Raw genomic sequence first — 22,687 nt, 5'->3', positions numbered from 1 at the left:
ACGAGAGGTGGCCCGCGGCAACGCCGGCCGAGTGTGCGACATGCGGACTACCCACACCCCAGTCTGAGCTTTCACGCCACGTCTTCGTCTTCATCCGAAGGGCGCTTGGCGCCCTTTTTGTTTGTCCGGAATCCGCTTCCCATGATCCAGATCACGCTCCCCGACGGCAGCCAGCGTCCTTTCGAACACCCCGTCTCCGTGCAGGATGTCGCCGCCTCGATCGGCGCCGGTCTCGCCAAGGCCACCCTCGCCGGCAAAGTCGACGGCAAGCTGGTGGACGCCAGCTACACGATCGATCGCGACGCCGCGCTCGAGATCGTCACCGAGAAGAGCCCCGACGCGCTGGACATCCTGCGCCATTCCACGGCCCACCTGCTGGGCCAGGCCGTGCAGCGCCTGTTCCCGGGCGCGCAGGTCACGATCGGCCCGGTGATCGACAACGGTTTCTATTACGACTTCGCCTACGAGCGTCCCTTCACCCCGGACGACCTCGGTGCTATCGAGGCCGAGATGGAGAAGATCGTCAAGGAAAACATCCCCGTCACGCGTTCGGTGAAGGGCCGCGACGAGGCCGTGCGCTTCTTCCGCGGCCTGGGTGAGGAATACAAGGCCCAGATCATCGAAAGCATCCCGGCGAACGAGGAGCTTTCCCTCTATACGCAGGGCGAGTTCACCGACCTCTGCCGCGGCCCGCACGTGCCCAACACGGGCAAGCTGCGCGCGTTCAAGCTGATGAAGGTCGCCGGTGCCTACTGGCGCGGCGATTCGAACAACGAGATGCTCAGCCGCATCTACGGCACGTCGTGGCTCAACGACAAGGACCTCAAGGCCTATCTGCACCAGCTGGAAGAGGCCGAGAAGCGCGACCACCGCCGCATCGCCAAGCAGCTCGACCTGTTCCATCTGCAGGAAGAGGCCCCGGGCATGGTGTTCTGGCATCCCAAGGGCTGGGCCATCTGGCAGGTGGTGGAGCAGTACGTTCGTGGCGTGTACCGCAAGAGCGGCTACCAGGAAGTGCGTGGCCCGCAGATCATGGACGTGAGCCTGTGGAAGAAGTCCGGCCACTGGGATAACTACCAGGAGAACATGTTCTTCACGGAGTCGGAGAAGCGCACCTATGCGCTGAAGCCGATGAACTGCCCGGGTCACATCCAGATCTTCAACGCCAACCTGCACAGCTACCGCGACCTGCCGATCCGCTATGGCGAGTTTGGCGGCTGCCATCGCAACGAGCCGTCGGGCGCGCTGCACGGCATCATGCGCGTGCGCGCCTTCACGCAGGACGATGGCCACATCTTCTGCATGCCGTCGCAGATCGAGGACGAGGTCGCGGCCTTCCATCGCCAGGCGATGGCGGTCTATCAGGACTTCGGCTTCGAGGACATCGCGATGAAGATCGCGCTGCGCCCGGAAAAGCGCATCGGCGCGGAAGAAGTCTGGGACAAGGCCGAGTCCGCTCTGCGCAAGGCCCTCTCCGTGGCCGGCGTGGAATGGGAAGAACTGCCGGGCGAGGGCGCCTTCTACGGCCCGAAGATCGAGTACCACATGAAGGACTCCATCGGCCGTACCTGGCAGGTGGGCACGATGCAGGTCGACTTCATGATGCCCGAGCGCCTTGGCGCCGAGTACGTGGACGAGAACAGCCAGCGCCAGCACCCGGTCATGCTGCACCGGGCCATCGTGGGCTCCATGGAGCGCTTCATCGGCATCCTGATCGAGCACCACGCGGGCTTGCTCCCGCCCTGGCTCGCCCCCATTCAGGCGGTCGTGTTCAGCATTACCGACGCCCAGGCCGATTACGTCCGTGAAGTCTCTCAAGCCCTTGTGGGGCAAGGCTTCAGGGTGGCGGCCGATTTGCGCAACGAAAAAGTCGGATATAAAATCCGCGAGCATACGCTGCAGAAGGTGCCTTACCTCATCGTGGTCGGTGACCGCGAGAAGGAGACGGGTACCATCTCGGTACGTACGCGTGGTGGAGAGGACCTGGGCAGCATGCCGCTGGCCGACTTCGCCGCGAAACTGGAGGCCGAGGCCCGTCGCTAGGCGACGGACCCGCCGTAGGGTTAACTTCTGGAGGATAGCGGTATCGCTACGACCGAAAACAAGGGTAATCGCAAGAACCGTGAGATCAAGGTGCCGCGCGTGCGCGTGCTTGGCGTCGAAGGTGAGCAGATGGGCATCATGGAAACCCGTGATGCCATCACTGCGGCTGAAGAGCTAGGCCTCGATCTCGTCGAAATCCAGCCGAACGGCGATCCGCCGGTCTGCAAGATCATGGATTTCGGCAAGTTCAAGTTCGAAGCCCAGAAGAAGGCCCAGGCCGCCAAGAAGAAGCAGAAGCAGGTCGAAATCAAGGAAGTGAAGTTCCGTCCGGTCACGGACGTGGGCGACTACGACATCAAGCTGCGCAAGATGCGTGAGTTCCTTGAAGAAGGCGACAAGGTCAAGGTCACCATCCGCTTCCGTGGCCGCGAAATGTCCCACCAGGATCTTGGCCAGAACCTGGCGAAGAAGATTCAGGCGGACATCGGCGAAGACGGCGTCGTGGAGTCCTTCCCGCGCCTCGAAGGCCGCCAGATGGTCATGATGATCGGCCCGAAGAAAAAGGTCTGATCCTATGGAACGGCGCCCCAGGGCGCCGTTCTCATATCTGCGTGAGACTTCTCGTCGTTCCAGCGAACGCTGGAACCCAGCGCCGGGCAGTCGGTTGTCGCGAGGGGCCCCCTACGCCAAAGGCACGGAGGCGCTAGACCCCTGTTTTTCCAGCAACGACAGGCGTGCCAAACCTGAGGATTTCGTGTATCCTCGCCGGCTCGGTCCGAATGGATGGGCCGATCACCGTACCCGGCAGGAAGGAAAGCGCAGGTCCCTGGACCCGCCGCCGGATCAGTCAGCAACCGAATACGGAGCATTCCGATGCCCAAGATCAAGACCAACCGGGCGGCCGCGAAGCGTTTTCGCAAGACCGCGTCGGGCAAGTTCAAGGCAGGCCATGCGTTCAAGTCGCACATCCTGACCAAGAAGTCGACCAAGCGTAAGCGCGGCCTGCGCGCTCCCAACCACGTCAAGGCGTGCGACACCAAGGGTGTAGCTCGCATGTTGCCGTATCTCTAAGGGAGGCTAAGAACAATGGCTCGTGTTAAGCGTGGTGTAACCGCCCGTCGTCGTCACAAGAAGATCATCGGCCGTGCCAAGGGCTACTACAACTCCCGTCGCAAGGTTTTCCGCGTAGCTAACCAGGCTGTCATCAAGGCCGGTCAGTACGCCTACATCGGCCGCAAGCAGCGCAAGCGTCAGTTCCGCGCGCTGTGGATCGTCCGTATCAACGCCGCCGCTCGCCAGTTCGGCCTGTCGTACAGCCGTCTCATCAACGGTCTGGCCAAGGCCAACATCTCGGTCGACCGCAAGGTCCTCGCGGACCTCGCCGTGCACGACATCAAGGCGTTTGGCGCGATCGCAGAGAAGGCCAAGGCCAGTCTGGCTGCGTAATCCGCTTTACCACGCGCGGTAACTCTATCGCGCGATGATGGATGACGTGGGGAGAAGGCCTAGCCTTCTCCCCATTTCTTTTTCCACGTCAGGAAAAACCGATGGAATCGATCGAGAACGTCGACGCCTCCCTGCGCGATATCGAATCGGCAGCCTCGCTCGAGGCGCTGGATAGCGTGCGTGTCGCCCTGCTGGGCAAGAACGGCGCGGTCACCGCCGCCCTCAAGGCCCTGGGCCAGCTCACTGGTGAAGAGCGCAAAGCGCGCGGCGCCGAAGTGAACCGCGTCAAGGAGCGCCTCACCGACGCCATCGCCGCCCGCAAGCAGGCGCTGGAACAGGCTGAGCTCGACCGCCGCCTCGCCTCCGAACGCATCGACGTGACCCTGCCGGGTCGCGATGGCGAATACGGTGGCATCCACCCTATTACCCGTGCCCTCGAGCGCATCGCCGACATCTTCGGCCGCCTGGGCTACCAGCGCGCCGACGGTCCCGAGATCGAAGACGACTGGCACAACTTCGAGGCGCTCAACTTCCCGCCGCACCATCCCGCGCGCGCGATGCACGACACCTTCTACTTCGGTGACGGCCGCTTGCTCCGCACGCATACCTCGCCGGTGCAGATCCGTTCGATGCAGGGGCGCCAGCCGCCGATCCGCATCATCGCGCCGGGCAAGGTCTACCGCAGCGATTCGGACCAGACCCATTCGCCGATGTTCCACCAGATCGAAGGCCTGCTGGTCGACGAGACCTCCAGCTTCGCCGACCTGAAGGGCACGCTGGCCGAATTCATCCGCGCGTTCTTCGAGCGCGATTTCGAGATGCGCTTCCGTCCCAGCTATTTCCCCTTCACCGAGCCGTCGGCCGAGGTGGATATCCGCTGGGACGCCGAGGACGGCTCCACGCGCTGGCTCGAGGTGCTGGGTTGCGGCATGGTGCATCCCACCGTGCTGAAGAACTGCGGCATCGATCCGGAGCGCTACACCGGCTTCGCGTTCGGCCTGGGCGTAGAGCGCTTCGCCATGCTGCGTTACGGCGTGGGCGACCTGCGCGCGTTCTTCGAGAACGACCTGCGCTTCCTGCGCCAGTTCGCCTGATCCTCGCCGCCCACAACGCATACGAGTCGCTCCCATGAAATTCTCCGAAAACTGGTTGCGTGAACTGGTGACCGTCGACGCGGATCGTGCCGCGCTGGTACACGCGCTGACCATGGCCGGCCTCGAGGTCGAAGAGGTCACGACGCTGGGCGAAGGCCTGGATGGCGTCGTCGTCGCCGAGATCGTCGAAGCCACGAAGCACCCCGAAGCCGACCGCCTGCAGGTGTGCAAGGTGGACGCAGGGCAGGGCGAGCATCTGCAGATCGTCTGCGGCGCGCCCAACGCTCGCGTCGGCATCCGCATCCCGCTGGCCACGGTCGGCGCCAGCCTGCCGGGTGGCATCCAGATCAAGGCCGCCAAGCTGCGCGGCGTGGAATCCTTCGGCATGCTCTGCTCCGCGAAGGAGCTGGGTATCGATGCTGACGCCTCCGGCCTGCTCGAACTGCCGGCCGATGCGCCGGTCGGCCAGCCGCTGGCCGACTACCTCGGCCTGCCGGACGCCAGCATCGAGCTGAAGATCACCCCGAACCGTCCGGACGTGCTCGGCCTCAACGGCCTGGCTCACGACGTGGCCGCGTTGTTCGGCAGCCACGTAAAGTCGATCGGCGTGGGCGAGGCCGCGATCGCGTCGTCGGCCAGCCGTCCCGTCAAGCTGGGCGCCGGCGCCGATGCACCGCGCTACCTGGGGCGTGTCATCGAGGGCATCGACGCCAGCACGAAGTCGCCTCTGTGGCTGGCCGAGCGCCTGCGTCGCTCGGGTATCCGTCCGATCAGCGCCATCGTCGACGTCACCCAGTACGTGATGCTCGAACTGGGCCATCCGCTGCATGCCTTCGACAACGACACCTTGTCCGGTACCGTCGTCGCCCGTCACGCGACCCAGGGCGAAACCCTGAAGCTGCTCGACGGCAGCGAAGCGAAGCTCGATCCGTCCTTCGTCGTCATTGCTGACGACGCCAAGGCGCTGGCCGTGGCCGGCGTGATGGGTGGATTCGATTCGCGCGTCACCGACGACACCCGCAACATTTTCCTTGAAGCTGCGCATTTCGCGCCGTCCGCGATCATGGGCCGTGCCCGCAAGCTCGGCCTGCACACCGACGCTTCGCATCGTTTCGAGCGCGGCGTCGACCCCGCGCTGCCGCGTCGCGCGCTGGAACGTGCCACCGAACTGCTGCTCGTCATCGCCGGCGGCAAGGCCGGTCCGGTCTCGATCGCCGAGCGTCCGGAAGACCTCCGCGAACACGCGCCGGTGCTGCTGCGTCATGCGCGACTGCGCCGCGTGCTCGGTATCGACGTGGCGGCCGCCGAGGTCACCCGCATCTTCACTGCGCTCGGCATGGGCGTGGTCGAGGTGGCGGACGGCTGGCAGGTCACCCCGCCGAGCAGCCGTTTCGACATCGAGCGCGAAGAGGACCTCATCGAGGAAGTCGCGCGCATCCACGGCTACGAGCGTATTCCCACCACGACGCCGGCGGGCGAGATCGCCCTCACGCCGGAGCCCGAGGCACGCCTTTCGGAGATGCAGCTGCGCGACCAGTTGGCTGCGCGGGGTTACTTCGAGGCGGTGACGCTGTCCTTCGTGAGCACCGAGCTGCTCACCACCTGGGGCGTCGACCATGCCTGGGTGCCGCTGGCCAATCCGCTGTCCGCCGACCTGGCGGTCATGCGCACTTCGTTGCTGCCGGGTCTGGTCGAGGCGCTGCGCTACAACCGCGCCCGCCAGCAAGAGCGCGTGCGGCTGTTCGAGGTGGCCCGCAGCTTCCACGCCACCGGTGGCGCGCCGGATGAAATCGGCCGCGTCGCCGTGGTCGCCTCCGGTTCCGCCTTGGCGGAGCAGTGGGGCGAAGCTTCGCGCACGGTGGATTTCTTCGATCTCAAGGGCGACCTCGACGCGCTGATCGCACGCACCGGTGAGCCAGAGCGCTGGTCGACCGACGCGACGGACTTGCCGTCCTGGCTGCATCCGGGGCGCGGAGCCCGCGTGCTCCGCGACGGCCACCCGTCTGGCTTCATCGGCGCGCTGCATCCCGCGCTGGCGAAGGCCCTGGACCTGGGCGCCGACGTCTACGTGATGGAGCTGGCGTTGGAGCCGATCCTGGCCCGTCGCCTGCCGCGCGCGACCCGTGTGGCCCGTTTCCCGGCCGTTCGCCGCGATATCGCCGTCGAACTGCCGGAAGAGATCACCTGGGCCAGCGTCGAGGCGGCCGTTCGCGGCGCGCTCGGCGACACGCTGAAGGAGATCCGCCTGTTCGATCGCTACGCCGGCAAGGGAATCGACGAGGGGCGAAAGAGTCTCGCTATGGGCTTGATTTTACAGGACGCTTCACGCACCCTTACCGACGACGATGCCGACGCTCGCGTGGCAGAAGCGGTGGGGGTATTGGAGAAGACATGCAAGGCGAGAATGCGAGGATGAGATGGCGCTGACCAAGGCGGAAATGGCCGAGCGGCTTTTCCTCGACGTAGGCCTCAACAAGCGCGAGGCCAAGGAATTCGTGGACGCGTATTTCGAGGTTGTGCGCGAGGCGCTCGAGAAGGGCGAGCAGGTGAAGCTGTCGGGCTTCGGCAACTTCGATCTGAGGCAGAAGAATCAGCGGCCCGGTCGCAATCCGAAGACCGGCGAGGAAATCCCCATCTCGGCCCGGCGGGTAGTCACCTTCCGTCCTGGCCAGAAACTCAAGGTAAGAGTCGAGGGCTATGCTGGATCCAGGGAATAACACCGAGCTTCCGGCGATCCCGGCGAAGCGCTACTTCACCATCGGTGAGGTCAGCGAGCTTTGCGGCGTCAAGCCGCACGTGCTTCGCTATTGGGAGCAGGAGTTTCCCGCGCTCAAGCCCGTCAAGCGTCGCGGCAACCGTCGTTATTACCAGCGCCACGACGTGCTGATGATCCGGCAGATCCGCTCGTTGCTGTACGACGAGGGCTTCACCATCACGGGCGCGCGTGCCCGCCTCGAGGGCCCCCAGGCCCGCATGGAGGCGAGCATGTCGCACCAGATCGTGCGCCAGGTCCGCCTGGAGCTCGAGGAAGTCCTCACCCTGCTTCGTCGCTGACCTGCTTCCGCAGGCGGCCTCGAAGCTGTTACAATCGTTAGCTCGTCGGGGTGTAGCGCAGCCTGGTAGCGCACTACGCTGGGGGTGTAGTGGTCGCGAGTTCGAATCTCGCCACCCCGACCATTATTCGAAGCAAAGGCGTCCCGACAGGGGCGCCTTTGCTTTTTGCCCGATCCTCACCTGTAGGAGCGTGCTTGCGCGCGATGGGGGTTACCGCGAGCACCCATTGCGCGCAAGCGCGCTCCTACAAGGTGGCGGCCGCATCGGGCGATACGCGGGGCGGGTTGCACCCCATGCACGGCTCATGACCGGTGGCAGGGGTGACTTGAGAACTTTCGTGGAGACCGCCACTCCAATGGCATCTCCACCCTCGAAAGCCTGCCATGAAGAAGCTGCTTCTCGCCCTTGTCCTGTTCGCCCTGGCGGGTCTGGCGACCGCCGCGGATTCCCCGCACGACGTCCAGGCGCTGCTCGCCCGAGGGGACTACCCGGGAGCGGAGGCCCTGCTGCGCGAGGCCATCACCGAACACCCCCAGAGTGCGAAGGCCCACTACGTGCTGGCCGAGGTGCTGGCCCACGAGGGCAATATCGGTGAGGCGAAGGCCGAGGCGTCCAAGGCCGCCACCCTGGACCCGGCCACCCACTTCACGGACCCGGCCAAGTTCCAGCAGTTCCAGCACAAGCTCGACGCCGCGCTGGCCCCGGCGTCCGCATCGCGACTGTCCGACGCCCGGACCGTGTCCGAGGGTGAGCGGAGCCATGGCGGCCATGGCATGTCGATCCTGCCGGCGATCCTCGTGATCGGCGGTGTCGTCGTGCTGATCGCCCTGCTGTGGTCGCGTCGCCAGCGTCCGGCCAACGGACCGTACGACACCTATAACCAGGCGCCGCCCATGAACAACGGCATGCCGCCGTCGGGTGGTTATCCGGGGTCGGGCTATCCAGGTTACCCGGGCTACGCCCCGCCTGCACCAGCATCGTCCGGCGTGGGTACGGCCGTGGCTGCTGGCCTGGGCGGTCTCGCGGCGGGCGCCTTGCTCGACGAGGCACTGCACTCGCACCGCGACAATGACACCCTGCGGAACCTGGGCCCCGGCGATACCTATGTGAATCGCGATCCTTCGGCGCAGGCCTACGACGATCTGCGCAGCGATCCCGTCGACATGGGCAACAACGACAATTCGTGGGATGACAGCTCGTCCGGCGGCAGCGACGACTCGCTCGACGATAACCAGTGGTGAGCGTCCGGTAAGCCAGGGATGACCTGGCTCCCTTAAGGCGCCCGTGAATCGGCCGATATCCCCGTCATACAGGCGCGGCCATTCGGCCGCGCGGGAGGGGGAGTCGGATGTCGTCATCGGTAGTTCGTGATCGCGCGCGTGCCGCGCTGGAGCAGGCGCGCGGCAAGCAGGACAGGCTGGCCCAGATCGATCCTTTCCTGATCGATATCTCGCTGCATGAGAACCCGGTGGGCTCCCGGGTGGGCCAGACGCTCGAGGACAAGCTGGAAATCCTGCCGTTGCTGCGGGACTTCGGTTTCCGAAACATCGCGCTGGGCCGTCTCAACCAGGCCATGCCCGACGTTCCCGACATCGACGATGACTTCATGAGCTGTCTCCAGCAGATCGGTACCGATCTGCGTGGCTGCTATGCCTTCACCTCGCCCGGCATCATCGATGCGCAGGACATCTTCCGACCCGATCCGTCCTTACAGAAGCTCCGCAACTACGGTGTGCCGAACACCGTGCTGGAGATCCACGTCAGTCCCTTGGGCAGGGAGGGCAAGTACACGCTGGACGAGTTGAGGCGGAGCCTCGCTGAGAACGTGCTCTGGATCATGGAGAACGTGAAAGGCGAAGCCGGTGCGTCGCCCCGCATCTTCGTCAATCTCGTCGACGGCTTCGACGCCCTCATGGAGGTGCCGGAGGACACGTTCGGCATCCTCGATCAGCTGGTCGCCCTGCCGATCGAAGGCATCCTGATGGAGGACGCCCGAGGCACCTACATGCCGTTCCAGGTGGGCGCCTGCATCGAGGCGGTGAGGGCCTTCGTGCCGCCGCCGATGAAGCTCCTGGTGCATGCCCACGGCGGCGCAGGATTCGAGAATGCGTCGTTGATCGAGGCACTGCTGCATGGCGCCGATGGCGTCTGGGGTGGTTTCTCCCGCCAGGACGGGGCGTCGCTCGGCGAATTGCTGGCCAATCTCGCCCGCGTCGGAAACGTCCATGTCGAGCAGGCTTACCGCCTCCGCAGGTTGTTGCCGCTGTCGGCGACCCTCCAGGCCTTCGATGACGAAACGACGGTGCCGGACGACGTGCCGGTGCTGGGTCACAACGCCTATCGCCTGGTCCATGGCGCGTACCGCCAGCGGGAGGGTCGTTTCATGGACCTGCCACCCGAGCGTATCGGCGGCAGGTATCGCTACCGTATCTCGGCGGTGGTGAGCGACGCGGAAGCCGTGCGCGGACGACTGGCCGAAGTCACCGGGCGCATGCCCGAGGAGTTCGGTGATCCCGTCGTCGAGAGCATGATCTTCCTGATGCGCCGGGAACTACGCTCCGGCATGCGGATCGACTACGATGATCCCGCCAACCTCGTGCCGCTCTACGAGCGTGCGAGGGATCGTATGAGGCGGACGTATCCCCAGGCAGTAGAACGCACATGAGCATCGACGACGCGATCCTCACCGAGGAACCAGGGCTCTACAAAACCCTGCTCGAATCGACCCGGGCCATCCCCTGGAAAATCGACTGGGCGACGTTGCGTTTCGACTACATCGGCCCGCAGATCGAGGAATTGCTTGGCTGGTCGCCAAAGTCATGGCAGACCGTTCAGGACTGGGCCGATCGCATGCATCCCGAGGACCGCGAATGGGTCTTCAACTTCTGCGTGGCCCAGTCGCAGGCGGGTATCGACCACGAAGCCGACTACCGTGCCTTGCGCAAGGACGGCACCTTCGTCTGGATCCGTGACGTCGTGCACGTGGTCCGTAACCCGGATGGCTCGCCGAACGCGCTGATCGGCTTCATGTTCGATATCAGCGAACGCAAGCGCACCGAGGAAAAGCTGCTCGACATGCAGCGCGAGCTGGAAGAGCTGTCCTACAAGGATGGCCTCACGGGCGTGGCCAACCGCCGTCGTTTTGACGCGATGATGGACCTGGAGTGGCGCGAGGCGAAGCGTCTGCGCCAGCCGGTGTCCGTGGTCGTGCTCGATATCGACTACTTCAAGCAGTACAACGACCACTACGGGCATCTCGAAGGCGACGAGTGCCTGAAGCGCGTGGCGAAGACGCTCACCGGCATCCTGCGCGGCCCGCGTGACCTGCTCTGTCGTTTCGGCGGCGAGGAATTCGTGCTGCTGCTGCCGGATACGGACGAAGCGACCGCCATGGCTCAGGCCTGGCGCTGCCTGCATCTGGTGGATCGCGCCCTGATCCCGCATGCGGGAACCGGCCCGGCAGGACGCCTGACCCTGAGCGCGGGCGTGCATACCCTGGTGCCGAAGGACGGCGACGAGGTGAATCCCTTCATCGCCGTGGCCGACCGTCGCCTCTATGTCGCCAAGCAGCGGGGCAGGGCGCGGGTCGTCTCGGACGACGCGCCTCAGTAGAGGACGCGCGCCCTCAGGGTGCCTTCGATCGCCGCCAGTTCGTTGCGCAGGGCGGCGGCGTGCTCTTCGCTGGTGGTTACGTCGATCACCACGTAGCCCACCTGCGGCGAAGTCTGCAGGTACTGGCCGTCGATGTTCACGGCGGCGCGCGAAAACACCTCGTTGACCTTTGACAGCACGCCGGGGATGTTGCGGTGGATGTGCAGCAGGCGGCGGCTGGTGGCGTGGCCGGGCAGTGACACCTCGGGGAAGTTCACTGCCGACAGGGTGCTGCCGTTGTCGCTGTAGCGCACCAGTTTGGACGCGACCTCGATGCCGATGTTCTCCTGTGCCTCGGCGGTGCTGCCGCCCACGTGTGGGGTGAGGATCACGTTGTCCATGCCCACCAGGGGTGAGACGAACGGGTCGCCATTGCCCTTGGGTTCGACCGGGAAGACGTCGATGGCGGCACCGGCCAGGTAGCTGGAACGCAACGCATCGGCCAGGGCGTCGATATCGACCACCGTACCGCGCGACGCGTTTACCAGCATGGCGCCGGGGCGCATGCGGCCGATCTCGGCGGCGCCGATCATGAGCTTGGTCTGCGGGGTTTCCGGGACGTGCAGGGTCACCACGTCGGCGCGTTCCAGCAGGTCTTCCAGGCTGGAGGCCGGGCGGGCGTTGCCCAGCGAGAGCTTGGGCTCGATGTCGTGGAAGATCACTCGCATGCCCAGGGCTTCGGCCAGCACGCCGACCTGGGTGCCGATATGGCCGTAGCCGACGATGCCCAGCACCTTGTCGCGCACCTCGAAGCTGCCGGCGGCCGACTTCGACCAGCCGCCGCGATGGCATTCGGCGTTCTTCTCGGGGATGCGGCGGACCAGCAGGATCGTCTCGGCGATCACCAGCTCGGCGACGCTGCGGGTGTTGGAGTAGGGCGCGTTGAAGACCGGCACGCCCAGGCGTTCGGCCTCGGCTGCATCGACCTGGTTGGTGCCGATGCAGAAGCAGCCCACGGCGATCAGTCGGCGCGCATGGGCCAGGACATCGGCGCTGAGATGGGTGCGCGAGCGGATGCCCACGATGTGCGCGTCGGCGATGCGCTCACGCAGCTCGTCGTCGGGCAGGGATTTCTCATGGAACTCGATCTGCGTGTATCCGGCCTGGCGGAAGGTGTCGAGGGCGCTGCGGCTGACGCCTTCGAGCAGCAAGACCTTGATGTCCTCTTTCGGATACGACGTGCGCTTCATGGCCGGTCAGGTTCCGCGTGGATGGACATCCACTATGCCAGATGGACGACAGGAATGTTGCAGTGCAGTGGACGCCGTCGCCTGGCGCTGGCACCCTCGACGGATCACCCGAGCGATGCCGCCCATGACCGACCCGCGCCTGTCCGAGCTTGCCCGCCTGTTGCCCGACCTCAAGCTGTCGACCGACCCCGGCGACCTCGAGCATCATGGTCGCGACTGGACCCGGCGCTGGACGCCGGCGCCCCTGGCGGTGGCCTTTCCGGCCGATATCGCGCAGGTCCAGGCGATCGTCCGCTGGGCGGCGGACGCCGGCGTGGCCATCGTTCCCTCAGGCGGCCGCACCGGTCTGTCGGGCGGCGCCGTCGCCGCCCAGGGCGAGCTGGTGGTTAGCCTCGACCGGATGAACAAGGTCCTCGACTTCAACGCCGTCGACCGCACCCTCACCGTCCAGCCGGGCATTGCCCTTGAGGCGGTGCAGCAAGCCGCCCGCGATCACGGCCTGGTCTATCCGGTGGACTTCGCCGCCCGCGGCTCCTGCCAAATCGGCGGCAACATCGCGACCAATGCCGGCGGCATTCGCGTGATCCGCTACGGCAACACGCGACAGTGGATCGCCGGCCTGAAGGTGGTCACGGGCACGGGCGACTTGCTCGACCTCAACAAGGCGCTGGTAAAAAACGCTTCCGGCTACGACCTGCGCCACCTCGTGATCGGCTCCGAGGGCACGCTGGGCATCGTCGTCGAGGCGACCCTCTGGCTCACGGCACCGCCACCGCGCACGCAGGTCATGCTGCTGGCCGTGCCGGCGATGGACGCCCTGATGAAGGTGTTCGCTGAGGCCCATCATCGCCTACGCCTGGAGGCCTTCGAATTCTTCACTGATCGAGCGCTGGCCCATGTGACGGCCCATGGCGCGCAAAAGCCGTTTGCGGAGGACTATCCGTACTACGTGGTGACGGAGTTCGACGCGGCCGGCGAGGCCAACGCGCTGGACTTCTTCGAGCGCTGCGTGGAAGAGGGCTGGGTGGTGGATGGCGTGATCGCCTCCAGCGACGCCCAGGCCGCCGCGCTATGGCGTCTGCGCGAAGGCATCACCGAAAGCCTCGCACGCTACAAGCCGTACAAGAACGACGTTTCGGTGCGGATCTCCGTGGTGCCGGCCTTCATGGAGGAGATGCAGCAACTGCTCACGGCGGGATATCCCCATGTCGACGTGGTCTGGTTCGGCCACATCGGCGACGGCAACCTGCACATCAACGTGCTCAAGCCCGACGATCTCGACAACGCGGTCTTCGTCGCGCAATGCGAGCATGTCACCGCGCTCCTGGTCGAAACGCTGCGGAAGCACGAAGGCAGCATCTCGGCCGAGCACGGCATCGGGCTGGTCAAGAAGCCCTGGCTGGGCAGCGTGCGCTCCGAGGCGGAAATCGCCCTGATGCGCGGCATCAAGGCCGTCCTGGACCCAAAAAACATCATGAATCCCGGCAAGCTCCTGTAGGAGCGCGCTTGCGCGCGATCGCGCGCAAGCGCGCTCCTACAGTGGCGTGGGCCACCGTACACAGTTAGCCTTGGCATTTCCCCGCCCCTCCCAAGGACCCGTCATGGCCCAGGATTCCACCGACCTGTATCCGGCGATCGAGCCGTACAACAGCGGCACGCTCAAGGTTTCGCCCCTCCACACGCTCTACTTCGAGGAAAGCGGCAACCCGAACGGCAAGCCGGTCGTGTTCCTGCATGGTGGTCCGGGCGGTGGCACGAACCCACGCTGCCGTCGCTTCTTCGACCCGGCAAAGTACCGCATCGTCCTGTTCGATCAGCGCGGCTGCGGCAAGTCCACGCCGCACGCGGAACTCACCGACAACACCACCTGGGACCTGGTCGCCGACATCGAGCGCCTGCGCGAGCACCTGGGCATCGACGCCTGGCAGGTCTTCGGCGGTTCGTGGGGTTCCACGCTGGCGCTGGCTTATGCCGAGACGCATCCCACGCGCGTCACCGAGCTGGTGTTGCGCGGCATCTTCACGCTGCGTCGTTCGGAGCTGGAGTGGTTCTACCAGTCCGGTTGCAGCGACCTGTATCCGGACGCCTGGGAAACCTACCTGTCGGCGATTCCGCAGGCCGAGCACGGCGACCTGATCAGCGCCTACCACCGTCGCCTCACCAGCGCCGATCCGGCGGTGCGCGTCGCCGCGGCGCGCGCGTGGTCGGTCTGGGAGGGCGCCACCAGCTACCTCTACCAGGATCCCGACCATATCGCCTCCAGCGGTGAGGACGAGTTCGCCCTGGCCTTCGCGCGCATCGAATGCCATTACTTCGTCAATGCGGGCTTCTTCGAGGTCGACGGCCAGCTGCTTCGCGACGTGGGCAAGATCCGCGACATCCCGACGGTGATCGTGCAGGGGCGCTACGACGTGGTCTGCCCGATGCGCAGCGCATGGGACCTGCATCGCGCCTTCCCGGAGGCCGAGCTGAAGGTCGTGCAGGACGCCGGCCATTCGGCGTTCGAGCCTGGCATCACGCGCGAGCTGGTCAAGGCCACGGATCGTTTCGCCGGCTGATCGATTGGCGGCCTGACGGCGGTTGATGGCCTAACCGCGGTTGACGGCCTAACGTCGATTGATGGGCTAACGCCGTGTAGGAGCGCGCTTGCGCGCGATCCGCGGCAGCGGCACTCTGGCCCGCTATCGCGGGATCGCGCGCAAGCGCGCTCCTACAAAAAAAGAAAGCGCCCGGTAAAAACGGGCGCTTTCGCACAAAAAAACGCCCGGCATCGCGCCGGGCGTTTTTCATTTACATCACAGCAGGATGGTCGGCAGCGCGAGCATGTCCACCACGAAACCGTCGTGGTCGGACGAACCCATCGCCTTCTTCGCGTCGGTGGCCTTGGCCGCGTCGTCCAGCGTTTGCACCGGCGCGTCGAGGTTGTCTCGGCCGTACTGCATGCGCAGGAACAGGGCGCGGGCGTTGACGTTCAGCAGCGCATGGTCGAGCACCTGGTGCGTCGGCACCGAGCGCGGGGCCTGGCCCTGCACGTTGCCGAAGTTCTCGGTGAACAGGAACGAGTAGCGGTCGTTCGCCGGTACCGAATCCACCGCGTTCCACAGCGTGGGCTTGACGATGTTCTTGCCGAGCTTCAGCAGATTCTGGCTGTCGTCGTACTTGCCCGATATCAGGCCGACCACGTCCGCAAAGCCGTCGGTGAACTGATAGGCGTTGAAGTCGCCCACCACCAGCAGCGGGGTGAAGAGGTTCTTGCGGTCGGTCTGCAACGCCTGCACCTGGGTCGCCAGCGACTGGGCCTGGAGGAAGCGCTTCTGGCGGTCGCGGTCAGCCGTGGTGCCGGTCTTGTCGACGTTCTGGCGGGCCTTCGGATGCACCGCGATCACGTTGACGCGCATGCGGCCGAGCAGGGTCGGGACGTCGGCGGTCAGCAGCAGCGGCGGATGGTCGTGCAGGAACGAGGTGTTGCCCTGGTCCTGCCATGTCGCGTCGGCGTCGAGTTGGCGGACGTTCACCACGCGCACGCGATCCGTACGCACGAGGAAGCCCACGTTGATGCCGCTCGGATCGTGGCCCGGCTGCAGGAAGGCTTCGTACTGGGCCGGGTAGTCGTCACCCAGCTGCTTGGCGAGGCCCTGCAGGACGGTGAGGCTCTTCACCTCTTCCACCGACAGGATGTCCGGCAGCTTCAGCACGCTACCGATGTACGCAGACAGACGCTGCGTCTTCAGCTTCACGTCGTCGGCGGACGGCTCCTTGCTACCGCCGCTGCAGGTGAAGGTCGTGTTGAACTCGGTATCGCAGAAGCGCTCCGTGTTCAGCGCACCCACGCGCACCGCGAAGAACGGACGGGCATCGACCGGACGCGGCAGCGGTGCGGCCTTCTTGACCGTGACCTTGGTCGGTATGAAGGTGTACGCGCCGAAGGCATACGAGATCACGCCTTCCGCACGGAAGGTGGTGCCCGCGTTGAACGGTGTGTTGACCGGCACGGCGCCGTAGTCGGCCGTGTTCATCTTCAGCACCTGCGGGTTACCCGACCAGTTGCCGAGGTTCACGCCATCGGGCACCGGCACGGTGTAACGCACGCCCGGCTCGCGCAGTGAGCGCTTGCCGTTGGCGGTGATATAGACCTCGGCGAACGGCTCGTTGCTGAAGCGCAGGTTGCCGGTGGTGATCATGCCGTCGTCGATGGTGACGCGCATGCCGACGAAGCACTGGAAGTTCGTCGTGCCGCACGACAGGGCGTTCGGATCGGACGAGGGCACCTTGTCGTTGAAGACGACGGCCTTCGGCAGACGGGCGCCGTGCATCGTGGTGGTGACCGTCGCGTTCTTCAGCTCCGGCAGGTTGTAGTAGTTGTCGACGGTTGCTTCGACGTCCACCTGGTCGCCGATCTTCACGGTCGGGGCCGCGCTGGTGAACACGTAGATGCCGTTCGAGGTCAGCGCGTCGTCGTCGGCGCGGTTGTCCGGGGTCTGCATCGTGAAGCCGGCCGGGCCGACCGCGGTCACGATATTGCCCTTGGTGGACACGCGCTTGCCGAGCATCGGCGAGACCTGGCCACGACCGGTGACCTGCCAGATTTCGGCGGCGACGGGGATCTCGTTGAGGATCGCGCCGATGGCGGAACCCTTGGTGATCGTGATGCCGTCGGTGGCGTCGGTGAGGTTCACGCGGAACGCCTTGTCCGGACCGGCAGCCTTGGCGCCATGCACGGTGACGTTGACCGTGGCGCTGGTCGAGCCGGCCGGGATGGTCAGCGTGGTGTTGAGCGCATCGTAGTCACCGGCCGCGACGGTGGCGGTGTCGTCGGCGGTGGCGGCGTGCACGGTGACGTCTTCGCCGCCAGCCTTGGTCAGCGTGACGGTGAACGGCATCTGCACGTCATCGCTGTTGCGCAGGCTGACGGTGCTGTCAGCGATCGACAGGGCCGGGCCCTGGGCGACGCAGGGCGACGTGCTGTTGCGCGGCGCGGTCGGTGCGACCTTGATCCAGTCGGCGGCGTTATCGCCGGTGGTCTGCGGGAAGCCGGCGGCGTTCGTCTTGCGGCCATAGCCCTGGTCGGCGTTGCTGCTGCCCAGGCTGGTGAGCGCGGTGCCGAGCTTGTACGCCGAACCGGTGCTGAGGCCGACCTGGTCAACGACGGTGCCGGAGGTGTTCAGCAGCGCGAGACCGCCGTCGTCGGTGATGCCGGTGCTGTACTTGAAGTCCGGCGTGACGCTGCCGGAGTAGCCCGAGGCCGCCATGTTGGCGAGCAGGGCGAAGCAACCGGGGGCCACGGTGGCGCCGGCCGGGAAGGTAAAGCGCGTACCGGTCGTGCCGCTGGCGTTCGACGCGTTGAGCTTGTAGCCCGACAGGTCCAGCGGCGCGGTGCCGGTGTTCTGTACTTCGATGAATTCGTCGTTGCCGCCCGCGGGACCGCGGACACGGAACTGGGTGATCGAGAGATCGGCAGCCTGGAGCGGCGCAATGGCGGCAAGGCCGGTCAGCGCCGCCCAGAGGGCGCGCCGAGTCGTGGTCGAACGCATGCGTTGTTCCCCTTCGAGTCCTTAGGTTGTACGCGACCCGAAGCACCCGCCATGACCTGGCGCGGCGTTCCCCCTGTCAGGCCCGCTTGCGGAGTGTGCCGCAAGTTTGTGACAGGGGGATGTGACAGATTCCTACGAAACTTTCTGCTAGAGACGCCGGGCCGCGATGAGCGCGGCCCGGCAACGGGCTCAGTAGTGGTATTGCACGGTCACGCCGACGGTACGCGGCTGGTTCAACGCGACGCGGCGGGTCGTGGGCAGGTCGGCGGAAATCGCGACCGGCAGGTCTGTTTCGCCGCGCTTGTCGAAGATGTTTGTCGCGTACAGCGAGACATCGAAGCCGCTGTTGCCTTCCACGCCGACCCGTAGGTTGGTCGTGGCGAAGCCGCCACGGCGATAGAACGGGCTGGTGCGGTCGTAAAGGAAGGTCGCGTTGCCGATAAAGCCTATATCCGCACGCATGAAGCCCATGTACTCGGCGTTGACCCGGCGACGGTATTCCGCGGACAGCGAGCCGGTGAAGCGCGGCACGTTGGTCAGGCGGTCGCCGTTCTTGGCCGGCGTGCCGGGCACATCGCTCTTCAGGTGCGCATCGGTGTAGCCGAAGCCTGCGCCGAGGGTCAGTCCGGCCACCGGCATGTAGCTGATTTCCAGCTCGCCGCCCTGACTCACCGCGTCACCGAAGTTGGCCGTGATGTTGTAGCCGCAGCCGAGCACGATCTGCTGCTGCACCTTGGTCCAGTCGATGTGGTAGACCGAGGCGTTGATCAGCAGGCGATGGTCGAGCCATGCCGTCTTCGCGCCGATCTCGTAGTTCCACAGGTAATCCGGGCCATATTTGCTCAGCTGCGACTGGCTCAAGCCCAGTCCGTTCACCTCTGCGCCACACAACGCCGCCGGTGCCGGGTTGTTCGGACCGCCGGGACGGTAACCCTGCGAGGCCGTCGCATAGATCATGTGATCCGGCGAAATCTGGTACTGCAAGGTGTACTTCGGCGTGCTGCCGTAGTCCTTGGAGCTGTTGCGCATATTGCTGGGGCCGCCGTTGAGCGGGCCGTCGCCGCTCTGCTGGAAGGTCTGCTTCACTTCGAAGGCGCGCAGGCCGACGCTGGCCTTGAGCTTGTCGGTGATGTTGTAAGACAGCTCGCCGAACAGTGCGTACTCGTCCAGCGTGGCATGGCGCGCGCCCGCGTAGATGGTCGAATACGTGGGGAAGGGCGTGCCGAAGGTCTGGTTGAATCCGGCCGGATAGGGAATCGCCGAACTCAGCGGTGCGTCCACGTCGTGGTAGAACGCGCCCACGATGGCCTGGAACGGACCGTCGAACTTGCTCGTCGCGCGGATTTCCTGGGTGAATTCCTTGTTCTTGTAATGGCCGAACATCGTGGTCGGATACACGCTCGGCAGGTTGAAGAAGTAGTTGATCACCTTGGAGCTGTCGTCCTTCACGTCGATGTTGCGCGTGAAGTACGAAGTCGACGACATCAGCTCGAACGCATCGAACTGCTTGTGGATAGCCAGGTTGGATATGGTGGATTTCTGGACGTTAGCCTCGCTGACGTCGCGCACCTGATAAGGGTCCTGCAACGTGGCAGGAATCTTGTCGTAGGTGAACGGCGAGCCGACCTTCGCGTACTGGTAGATGAAGCTCGGCGTGATGGTCAGCGTGTCATCCGGGGTGATGAGCAGGGCGACGCGCGTGCCGTAGGTCTTGTACGTGTTGACGTTGTCCTGCTTGCCGCCATTCGGATCGGCCGCGAGGTAGTTCTTCGGATCGATGCGGTAGCGGTCGATATAGCCGTCGTCGTCGCGGTAGTAGGCCGAGATGCGCAGGCCGACCTTGTCCTGCAGTAGCGGGATATTCACCACGCCGTTGATGTTGCCGTTGGGGCCGCCGTGATAGGTGCCGGAGGCGTCGGCCTTGATACGCACCTCGGTGCTGTTCGCGTCGGGCGGGTTGGTCACGTACTTCACCGTGCCGCCCATCGAGCTGGAACCATAGATCGTGCCTTGCGGACCGCGCAGCACTTCCACGCGCTGGATGTCGAACACGGACGGATCGATCACACCGCGCGTGGAGATCAGGGCCGCATTGCTGGACGCGGCGATCGGTACGTCGTCGAGGTAGTAGCCGACGGTGGCGGCGGAGCCGGCGCTGGACGAGATGCCGCGCACGATCAGGTTGTTCGCGCCGGGACCGGACGAGGCCACGCTCAGCGCGGGCGCGATGCGCGACAGGTCCGAAAGACTGGTGATGCCCTGGCGTTCCAGCTGTTCGCCCGTATAGGCGGCCATGCTGATCGGCACCTTTTGCACGTCCTGCTCGCGCTTGGTCGCGGTGACCGTGATGCTGTCCAGTGCGACGGGTGCCTCGTCGGATTTCTTCGATGCCGCGGGCTTGTTCGGCGTGGCGTCCTGGGCGTACGCGGAGCCAGCCAGAAGGGCGGCCAGGATCGCCGTGCACAGCAGGGCGCGTTCGTGTCGATGGTTCATGCCTAACCCCCTCGTTGTCTGATGTCGAAGCGTTCGTTCGCCAGGCGGCCTGGAAAAAGACCATGGGACGCCGTGCCACGGACGCGATGTCCGGAGCGGAAGCCTTGCCTGGCGGTGCCCCTCTCTCCCCAGAGGCGGGCTATCGGGTGGTGCGCGTTGCGAAAACGGATGGCGCGGTGGATGTCGGCATCCCTGGCCCTTGCTGCCTGCGCGACGGCGCCCGGCAAGGCGCGTCGGCGAAGGTGTCTTCACGTGATTTGATTAGATCAAAAAGTTTTGATGCCGTCAAGCAATTCCGGCTAGGATGCAACCCAGGTCACCGGACACATCGTAGGTGGCCCTTTCCAGCCGGGGGGCAGGGGATCCATCCATGTTCGATCCAGGACAACGTACAGGCTCCTGCCCGTCCGCCCTCGAGCGGCCGCCTCCCCATTCGTCCCATCTTTTTCCATCGTCATCCATGGAGCGCCATGAAGAACCTGACCCTGCTGTTGTGCACGGCCCTCACCGTCGCGGTGGTGGCACCGGTGCGCGCTGAAACATCCGCCGAGCCGGTGCGTGCGTCGATCGAGAAGGCCTTGAACGCCAGCGCCGCGGCGTGGATGGCCGGCGACCTCGACACCTTCATGCAGCTCTACGAAAACGCGCCCACCACGCGCTACATCAACAGCAGCGGCGTCACCGAGGGCTACGAGGCGATCAAGGCCAAGTACGCGCCGCGTTTCAAGAAGGGCGCGGACATGGGCAAGCTGAGCCTCCAGGTGCTCGACGCGAAGGAGCTGGGCTCGCAATACGCCTTTGTCGTAGGTCGCTACACCTTGCATCAGGCCGATGGCAGTACCGCGACCGGCATCACCACCTTGTTGTTCCACAAGCAGGGCGGTCGATGGCTGATCGCCAACGACCACACCTCCTGACGCATGGAGTATCGCAACGCGCCGATCGACAGGAACGCCGCGCGTACGATCGGCGCGGCGATCCGCGATCGACGACGGGGGTTGGGGTTGACGCTCAAGGCGTTCGCCGAAGGTTCGGGCCTGTCGATTCCGTTCCTTTCCCAGGTGGAGCGCAACCTGGCCTCACCGTCGCTGTTGTCGCTGGAGGCGATCGCGCAGGCGTTGGGCGTGGACGTGGGTTACTTCGTCAGCGTGCCGAATCCGGGGCAGATCATGCGCCGTGCCGACGAGCACGAGCGCATCGACCTGGGTTCGTCGGTGGTCTACGAACGCCTCAGTGGGCGCCATCCCGAGCGCAAGATGGAAGCCTTGCGGCTGGTCGTGCCGCCGGGGTTGGCGGCACCGACCATCCATCGCGAAGGCGAGGGCTTCTGGTACATCCTCAGCGGTTCGCTGGAAATGAACGTGGGCAAGAAGAAGTTCGTGCTCAACGCGGGCGACAGCGCACATTTCGACCAGCGCCACCCTTACGGGGTGCGCAACATCGGTACGGACGAGGTGCGGATGATCTGGGTGGGTACGCCGGCCATCTTCAAGGATTGAGCGCGCTGGCGCGCTCAATCCTTGCGCGCTGCGCTCAGCGGTGCGCCGGCAGCTGCTTGGTGCCGAAGATCTTGTCGCCGGCATCGCCGAGGCCGGGGATGATGTAGCCCAGCTCGTTCAGGTGGTCGTCGATCGAGGCCACGTAGATCTCGATGTCCGGGTGCACGGCCTTGACGCGCTCCAGGCCCTCGGGAGCCGCGACCAGGAACAGGCCCTTGATGCGCTTGGCACCGGCCGCCTTGAGCATGTCCACCGTGGCGACCAGGGTGCCCGCCGTGGCCAGCATGGGGTCGACGATGATCGCCGTGCGCTCGTCCATGCCGCCGGTGAGCTTCTCGTAGTAGGCCACGGGTTCGAGGGTTTCCTCGTCGCGCTGCAGGCCCACCACGCTCACGCGGGCGGCGGGGATCATCTCCAGCACGCCGGTCAGCATGCCGAGGCCGGCGCGCAGGATCGGCACGATGGTGACCTTCTTGCCCTTGATGTGGGTGACCTCGACCGGGCCGGCCCAGCCGTCGATCGTCTTGGTCTCGGTTTCCAGGTCGGCCGTGGCCTCGTAGGTGAGCAAGGCGGCGACCTCGGAGGCCAGCTCCCTGAATTCCTTGGTGCTGATGCCGGCCTTACGCATCAGGCCGAGCTTGTGCTGGATGAGGGGGTGACGGACTTCGACGATCTTCATGGGCAGC

At 65.4% G+C, this 22,687-nt stretch carries 19 protein-coding genes and 1 tRNA gene; 16 read left to right on the top strand and 4 right to left on the bottom strand.

The genetic code is table 11. The features are described 5' to 3' along the window. The first annotated feature begins 141 nt into the window (after window positions 1-141). The 12 genes from thrS (at window position 142) to GAK28_RS20240 (ending at window position 11,249) form a co-directional block, all read left to right on the top strand. The gene (thrS, locus tag GAK28_RS20295) at window positions 142-2,043 is read left to right on the top strand and encodes a threonine--tRNA ligase (RefSeq protein WP_291783780.1); all 1,902 of its coding nucleotides are present in this window, start codon (window positions 142-144) and stop codon (window positions 2,041-2,043) included. 27 nt (window positions 2,044-2,070) lie between these two features. Further along, window positions 2,071-2,613: a translation initiation factor IF-3 gene (gene infC, locus GAK28_RS20290; protein ID WP_291783831.1), complete on the top strand. Its 543-nt coding sequence runs from the start codon at window positions 2,071-2,073 to the stop codon at window positions 2,611-2,613. Window positions 2,614-2,916: 303 nt separating this feature from the next. After that, the gene (gene rpmI, locus GAK28_RS20285) at window positions 2,917-3,114 is read left to right on the top strand and encodes a 50S ribosomal protein L35 (RefSeq protein ID WP_036114929.1); all 198 of its coding nucleotides are present in this window, start codon (window positions 2,917-2,919) and stop codon (window positions 3,112-3,114) included. A 15-nt stretch (window positions 3,115-3,129) separates the two neighbouring features. Continuing rightward, entirely contained in the window at window positions 3,130-3,489 is a 360-nt protein-coding gene (gene rplT, locus GAK28_RS20280; RefSeq protein WP_291783773.1) for a 50S ribosomal protein L20, read from the top strand. Between the two features lie 101 nt (window positions 3,490-3,590). Then, a complete protein-coding gene (gene pheS, locus GAK28_RS20275; RefSeq protein WP_291783770.1) occupies window positions 3,591-4,583 on the top strand; it encodes a phenylalanine--tRNA ligase subunit alpha in 993 nt (330 codons plus the stop codon). A gap of 34 nt (window positions 4,584-4,617) precedes the next feature. Next, window positions 4,618-6,999 carry a phenylalanine--tRNA ligase subunit beta gene (gene pheT, locus GAK28_RS20270; protein WP_291783768.1) on the top strand — a complete coding sequence of 794 codons (2,382 nt, stop codon included), beginning with the start codon at window positions 4,618-4,620 and terminating at the stop codon, window positions 6,997-6,999. A gap of 1 nt (window position 7,000) precedes the next feature. Continuing rightward, window positions 7,001-7,300 carry an integration host factor subunit alpha gene (gene ihfA / locus GAK28_RS20265; RefSeq protein ID WP_144909793.1) on the top strand — a complete coding sequence of 100 codons (300 nt, stop codon included), beginning with the start codon at window positions 7,001-7,003 and terminating at the stop codon, window positions 7,298-7,300. Next, window positions 7,281-7,637, top strand: coding sequence for a MerR family transcriptional regulator (locus GAK28_RS20260; protein ID WP_036114913.1), 357 nt, complete (start codon window positions 7,281-7,283; stop codon window positions 7,635-7,637). The genes ihfA and GAK28_RS20260 overlap by 20 nt, the downstream gene beginning before the upstream one ends. A gap of 46 nt (window positions 7,638-7,683) precedes the next feature. Then, window positions 7,684-7,760, top strand: a tRNA-Pro gene (locus GAK28_RS20255). A 260-nt stretch (window positions 7,761-8,020) separates the two neighbouring features. Beyond that, complete coding sequence (locus GAK28_RS20250; protein ID WP_291783718.1) at window positions 8,021-8,878, top strand: tetratricopeptide repeat protein; 858 nt, start codon at window positions 8,021-8,023, stop codon at window positions 8,876-8,878. A 107-nt stretch (window positions 8,879-8,985) separates the two neighbouring features. Beyond that, on the top strand, window positions 8,986-10,302 hold the full coding sequence (locus GAK28_RS20245; RefSeq protein WP_291783715.1) for a homocitrate synthase: 1,317 nt from the start codon (window positions 8,986-8,988) through the stop codon (window positions 10,300-10,302). Beyond that, window positions 10,299-11,249: a sensor domain-containing diguanylate cyclase gene (locus tag GAK28_RS20240; RefSeq protein WP_291783713.1), complete on the top strand. Its 951-nt coding sequence runs from the start codon at window positions 10,299-10,301 to the stop codon at window positions 11,247-11,249. The genes GAK28_RS20245 and GAK28_RS20240 overlap by 4 nt, the downstream gene beginning before the upstream one ends. Here the strand turns inward: GAK28_RS20240 and serA are convergent. After that, window positions 11,243-12,478 carry a phosphoglycerate dehydrogenase gene (gene serA / locus GAK28_RS20235; RefSeq protein WP_291783710.1) on the bottom strand — a complete coding sequence of 412 codons (1,236 nt, stop codon included), beginning with the start codon at window positions 12,476-12,478 and terminating at the stop codon, window positions 11,243-11,245. The genes GAK28_RS20240 and serA overlap by 7 nt on opposite strands. A gap of 124 nt (window positions 12,479-12,602) precedes the next feature. Here serA and GAK28_RS20230 point away from each other — a divergent pair, with 124 nt between their 5' ends. Then, the gene (locus GAK28_RS20230; protein WP_291783707.1) at window positions 12,603-13,976 is read left to right on the top strand and encodes an FAD-binding oxidoreductase; all 1,374 of its coding nucleotides are present in this window, start codon (window positions 12,603-12,605) and stop codon (window positions 13,974-13,976) included. Window positions 13,977-14,079: 103 nt separating this feature from the next. Then, window positions 14,080-15,036, top strand: a complete 957-nt coding sequence (gene pip / locus GAK28_RS20225) for a prolyl aminopeptidase (protein WP_291783704.1) — start codon at window positions 14,080-14,082, stop codon at window positions 15,034-15,036. Between the two features lie 237 nt (window positions 15,037-15,273). Here the strand turns inward: pip and GAK28_RS20220 are convergent, their stop codons facing one another. Both GAK28_RS20220 and GAK28_RS20215 read right to left on the bottom strand, forming a co-directional pair. Then, on the bottom strand, window positions 15,274-18,009 hold the full coding sequence (locus GAK28_RS20220; RefSeq protein ID WP_291783701.1) for a lamin tail domain-containing protein: 2,736 nt from the start codon (window positions 18,007-18,009) through the stop codon (window positions 15,274-15,276). Between the two features lie 189 nt (window positions 18,010-18,198). Next, window positions 18,199-20,502, bottom strand: a complete 2,304-nt coding sequence (locus GAK28_RS20215; protein WP_291783698.1) for a TonB-dependent receptor — start codon at window positions 20,500-20,502, stop codon at window positions 18,199-18,201. Window positions 20,503-20,972: 470 nt separating this feature from the next. Here GAK28_RS20215 and GAK28_RS20210 point away from each other — a divergent pair, with 470 nt between their 5' ends. Further along, on the top strand, window positions 20,973-21,419 hold the full coding sequence (locus GAK28_RS20210; protein WP_291783696.1) for an SgcJ/EcaC family oxidoreductase: 447 nt from the start codon (window positions 20,973-20,975) through the stop codon (window positions 21,417-21,419). A gap of 3 nt (window positions 21,420-21,422) precedes the next feature. Next, a complete protein-coding gene (locus GAK28_RS20205) occupies window positions 21,423-22,001 on the top strand; it encodes an XRE family transcriptional regulator (protein ID WP_291783693.1) in 579 nt (192 codons plus the stop codon). 34 nt (window positions 22,002-22,035) lie between these two features. Here GAK28_RS20205 and upp read toward each other — a convergent pair whose 3' ends face one another. Next, complete coding sequence (gene upp, locus GAK28_RS20200; RefSeq protein ID WP_291783688.1) at window positions 22,036-22,680, bottom strand: uracil phosphoribosyltransferase; 645 nt, start codon at window positions 22,678-22,680, stop codon at window positions 22,036-22,038. Window positions 22,681-22,687 lie beyond the last annotated feature (7 nt).

This window comes from Luteibacter sp. (assembly GCF_009912395.1).
In the GTDB taxonomy this organism is placed as follows: Bacteria; Pseudomonadota; Gammaproteobacteria; order Xanthomonadales; family Rhodanobacteraceae; genus Luteibacter.
The sequence above is the reverse complement of the archived record's forward strand: the minus strand, read 5'-3'. Positions and strand labels throughout refer to the sequence as shown.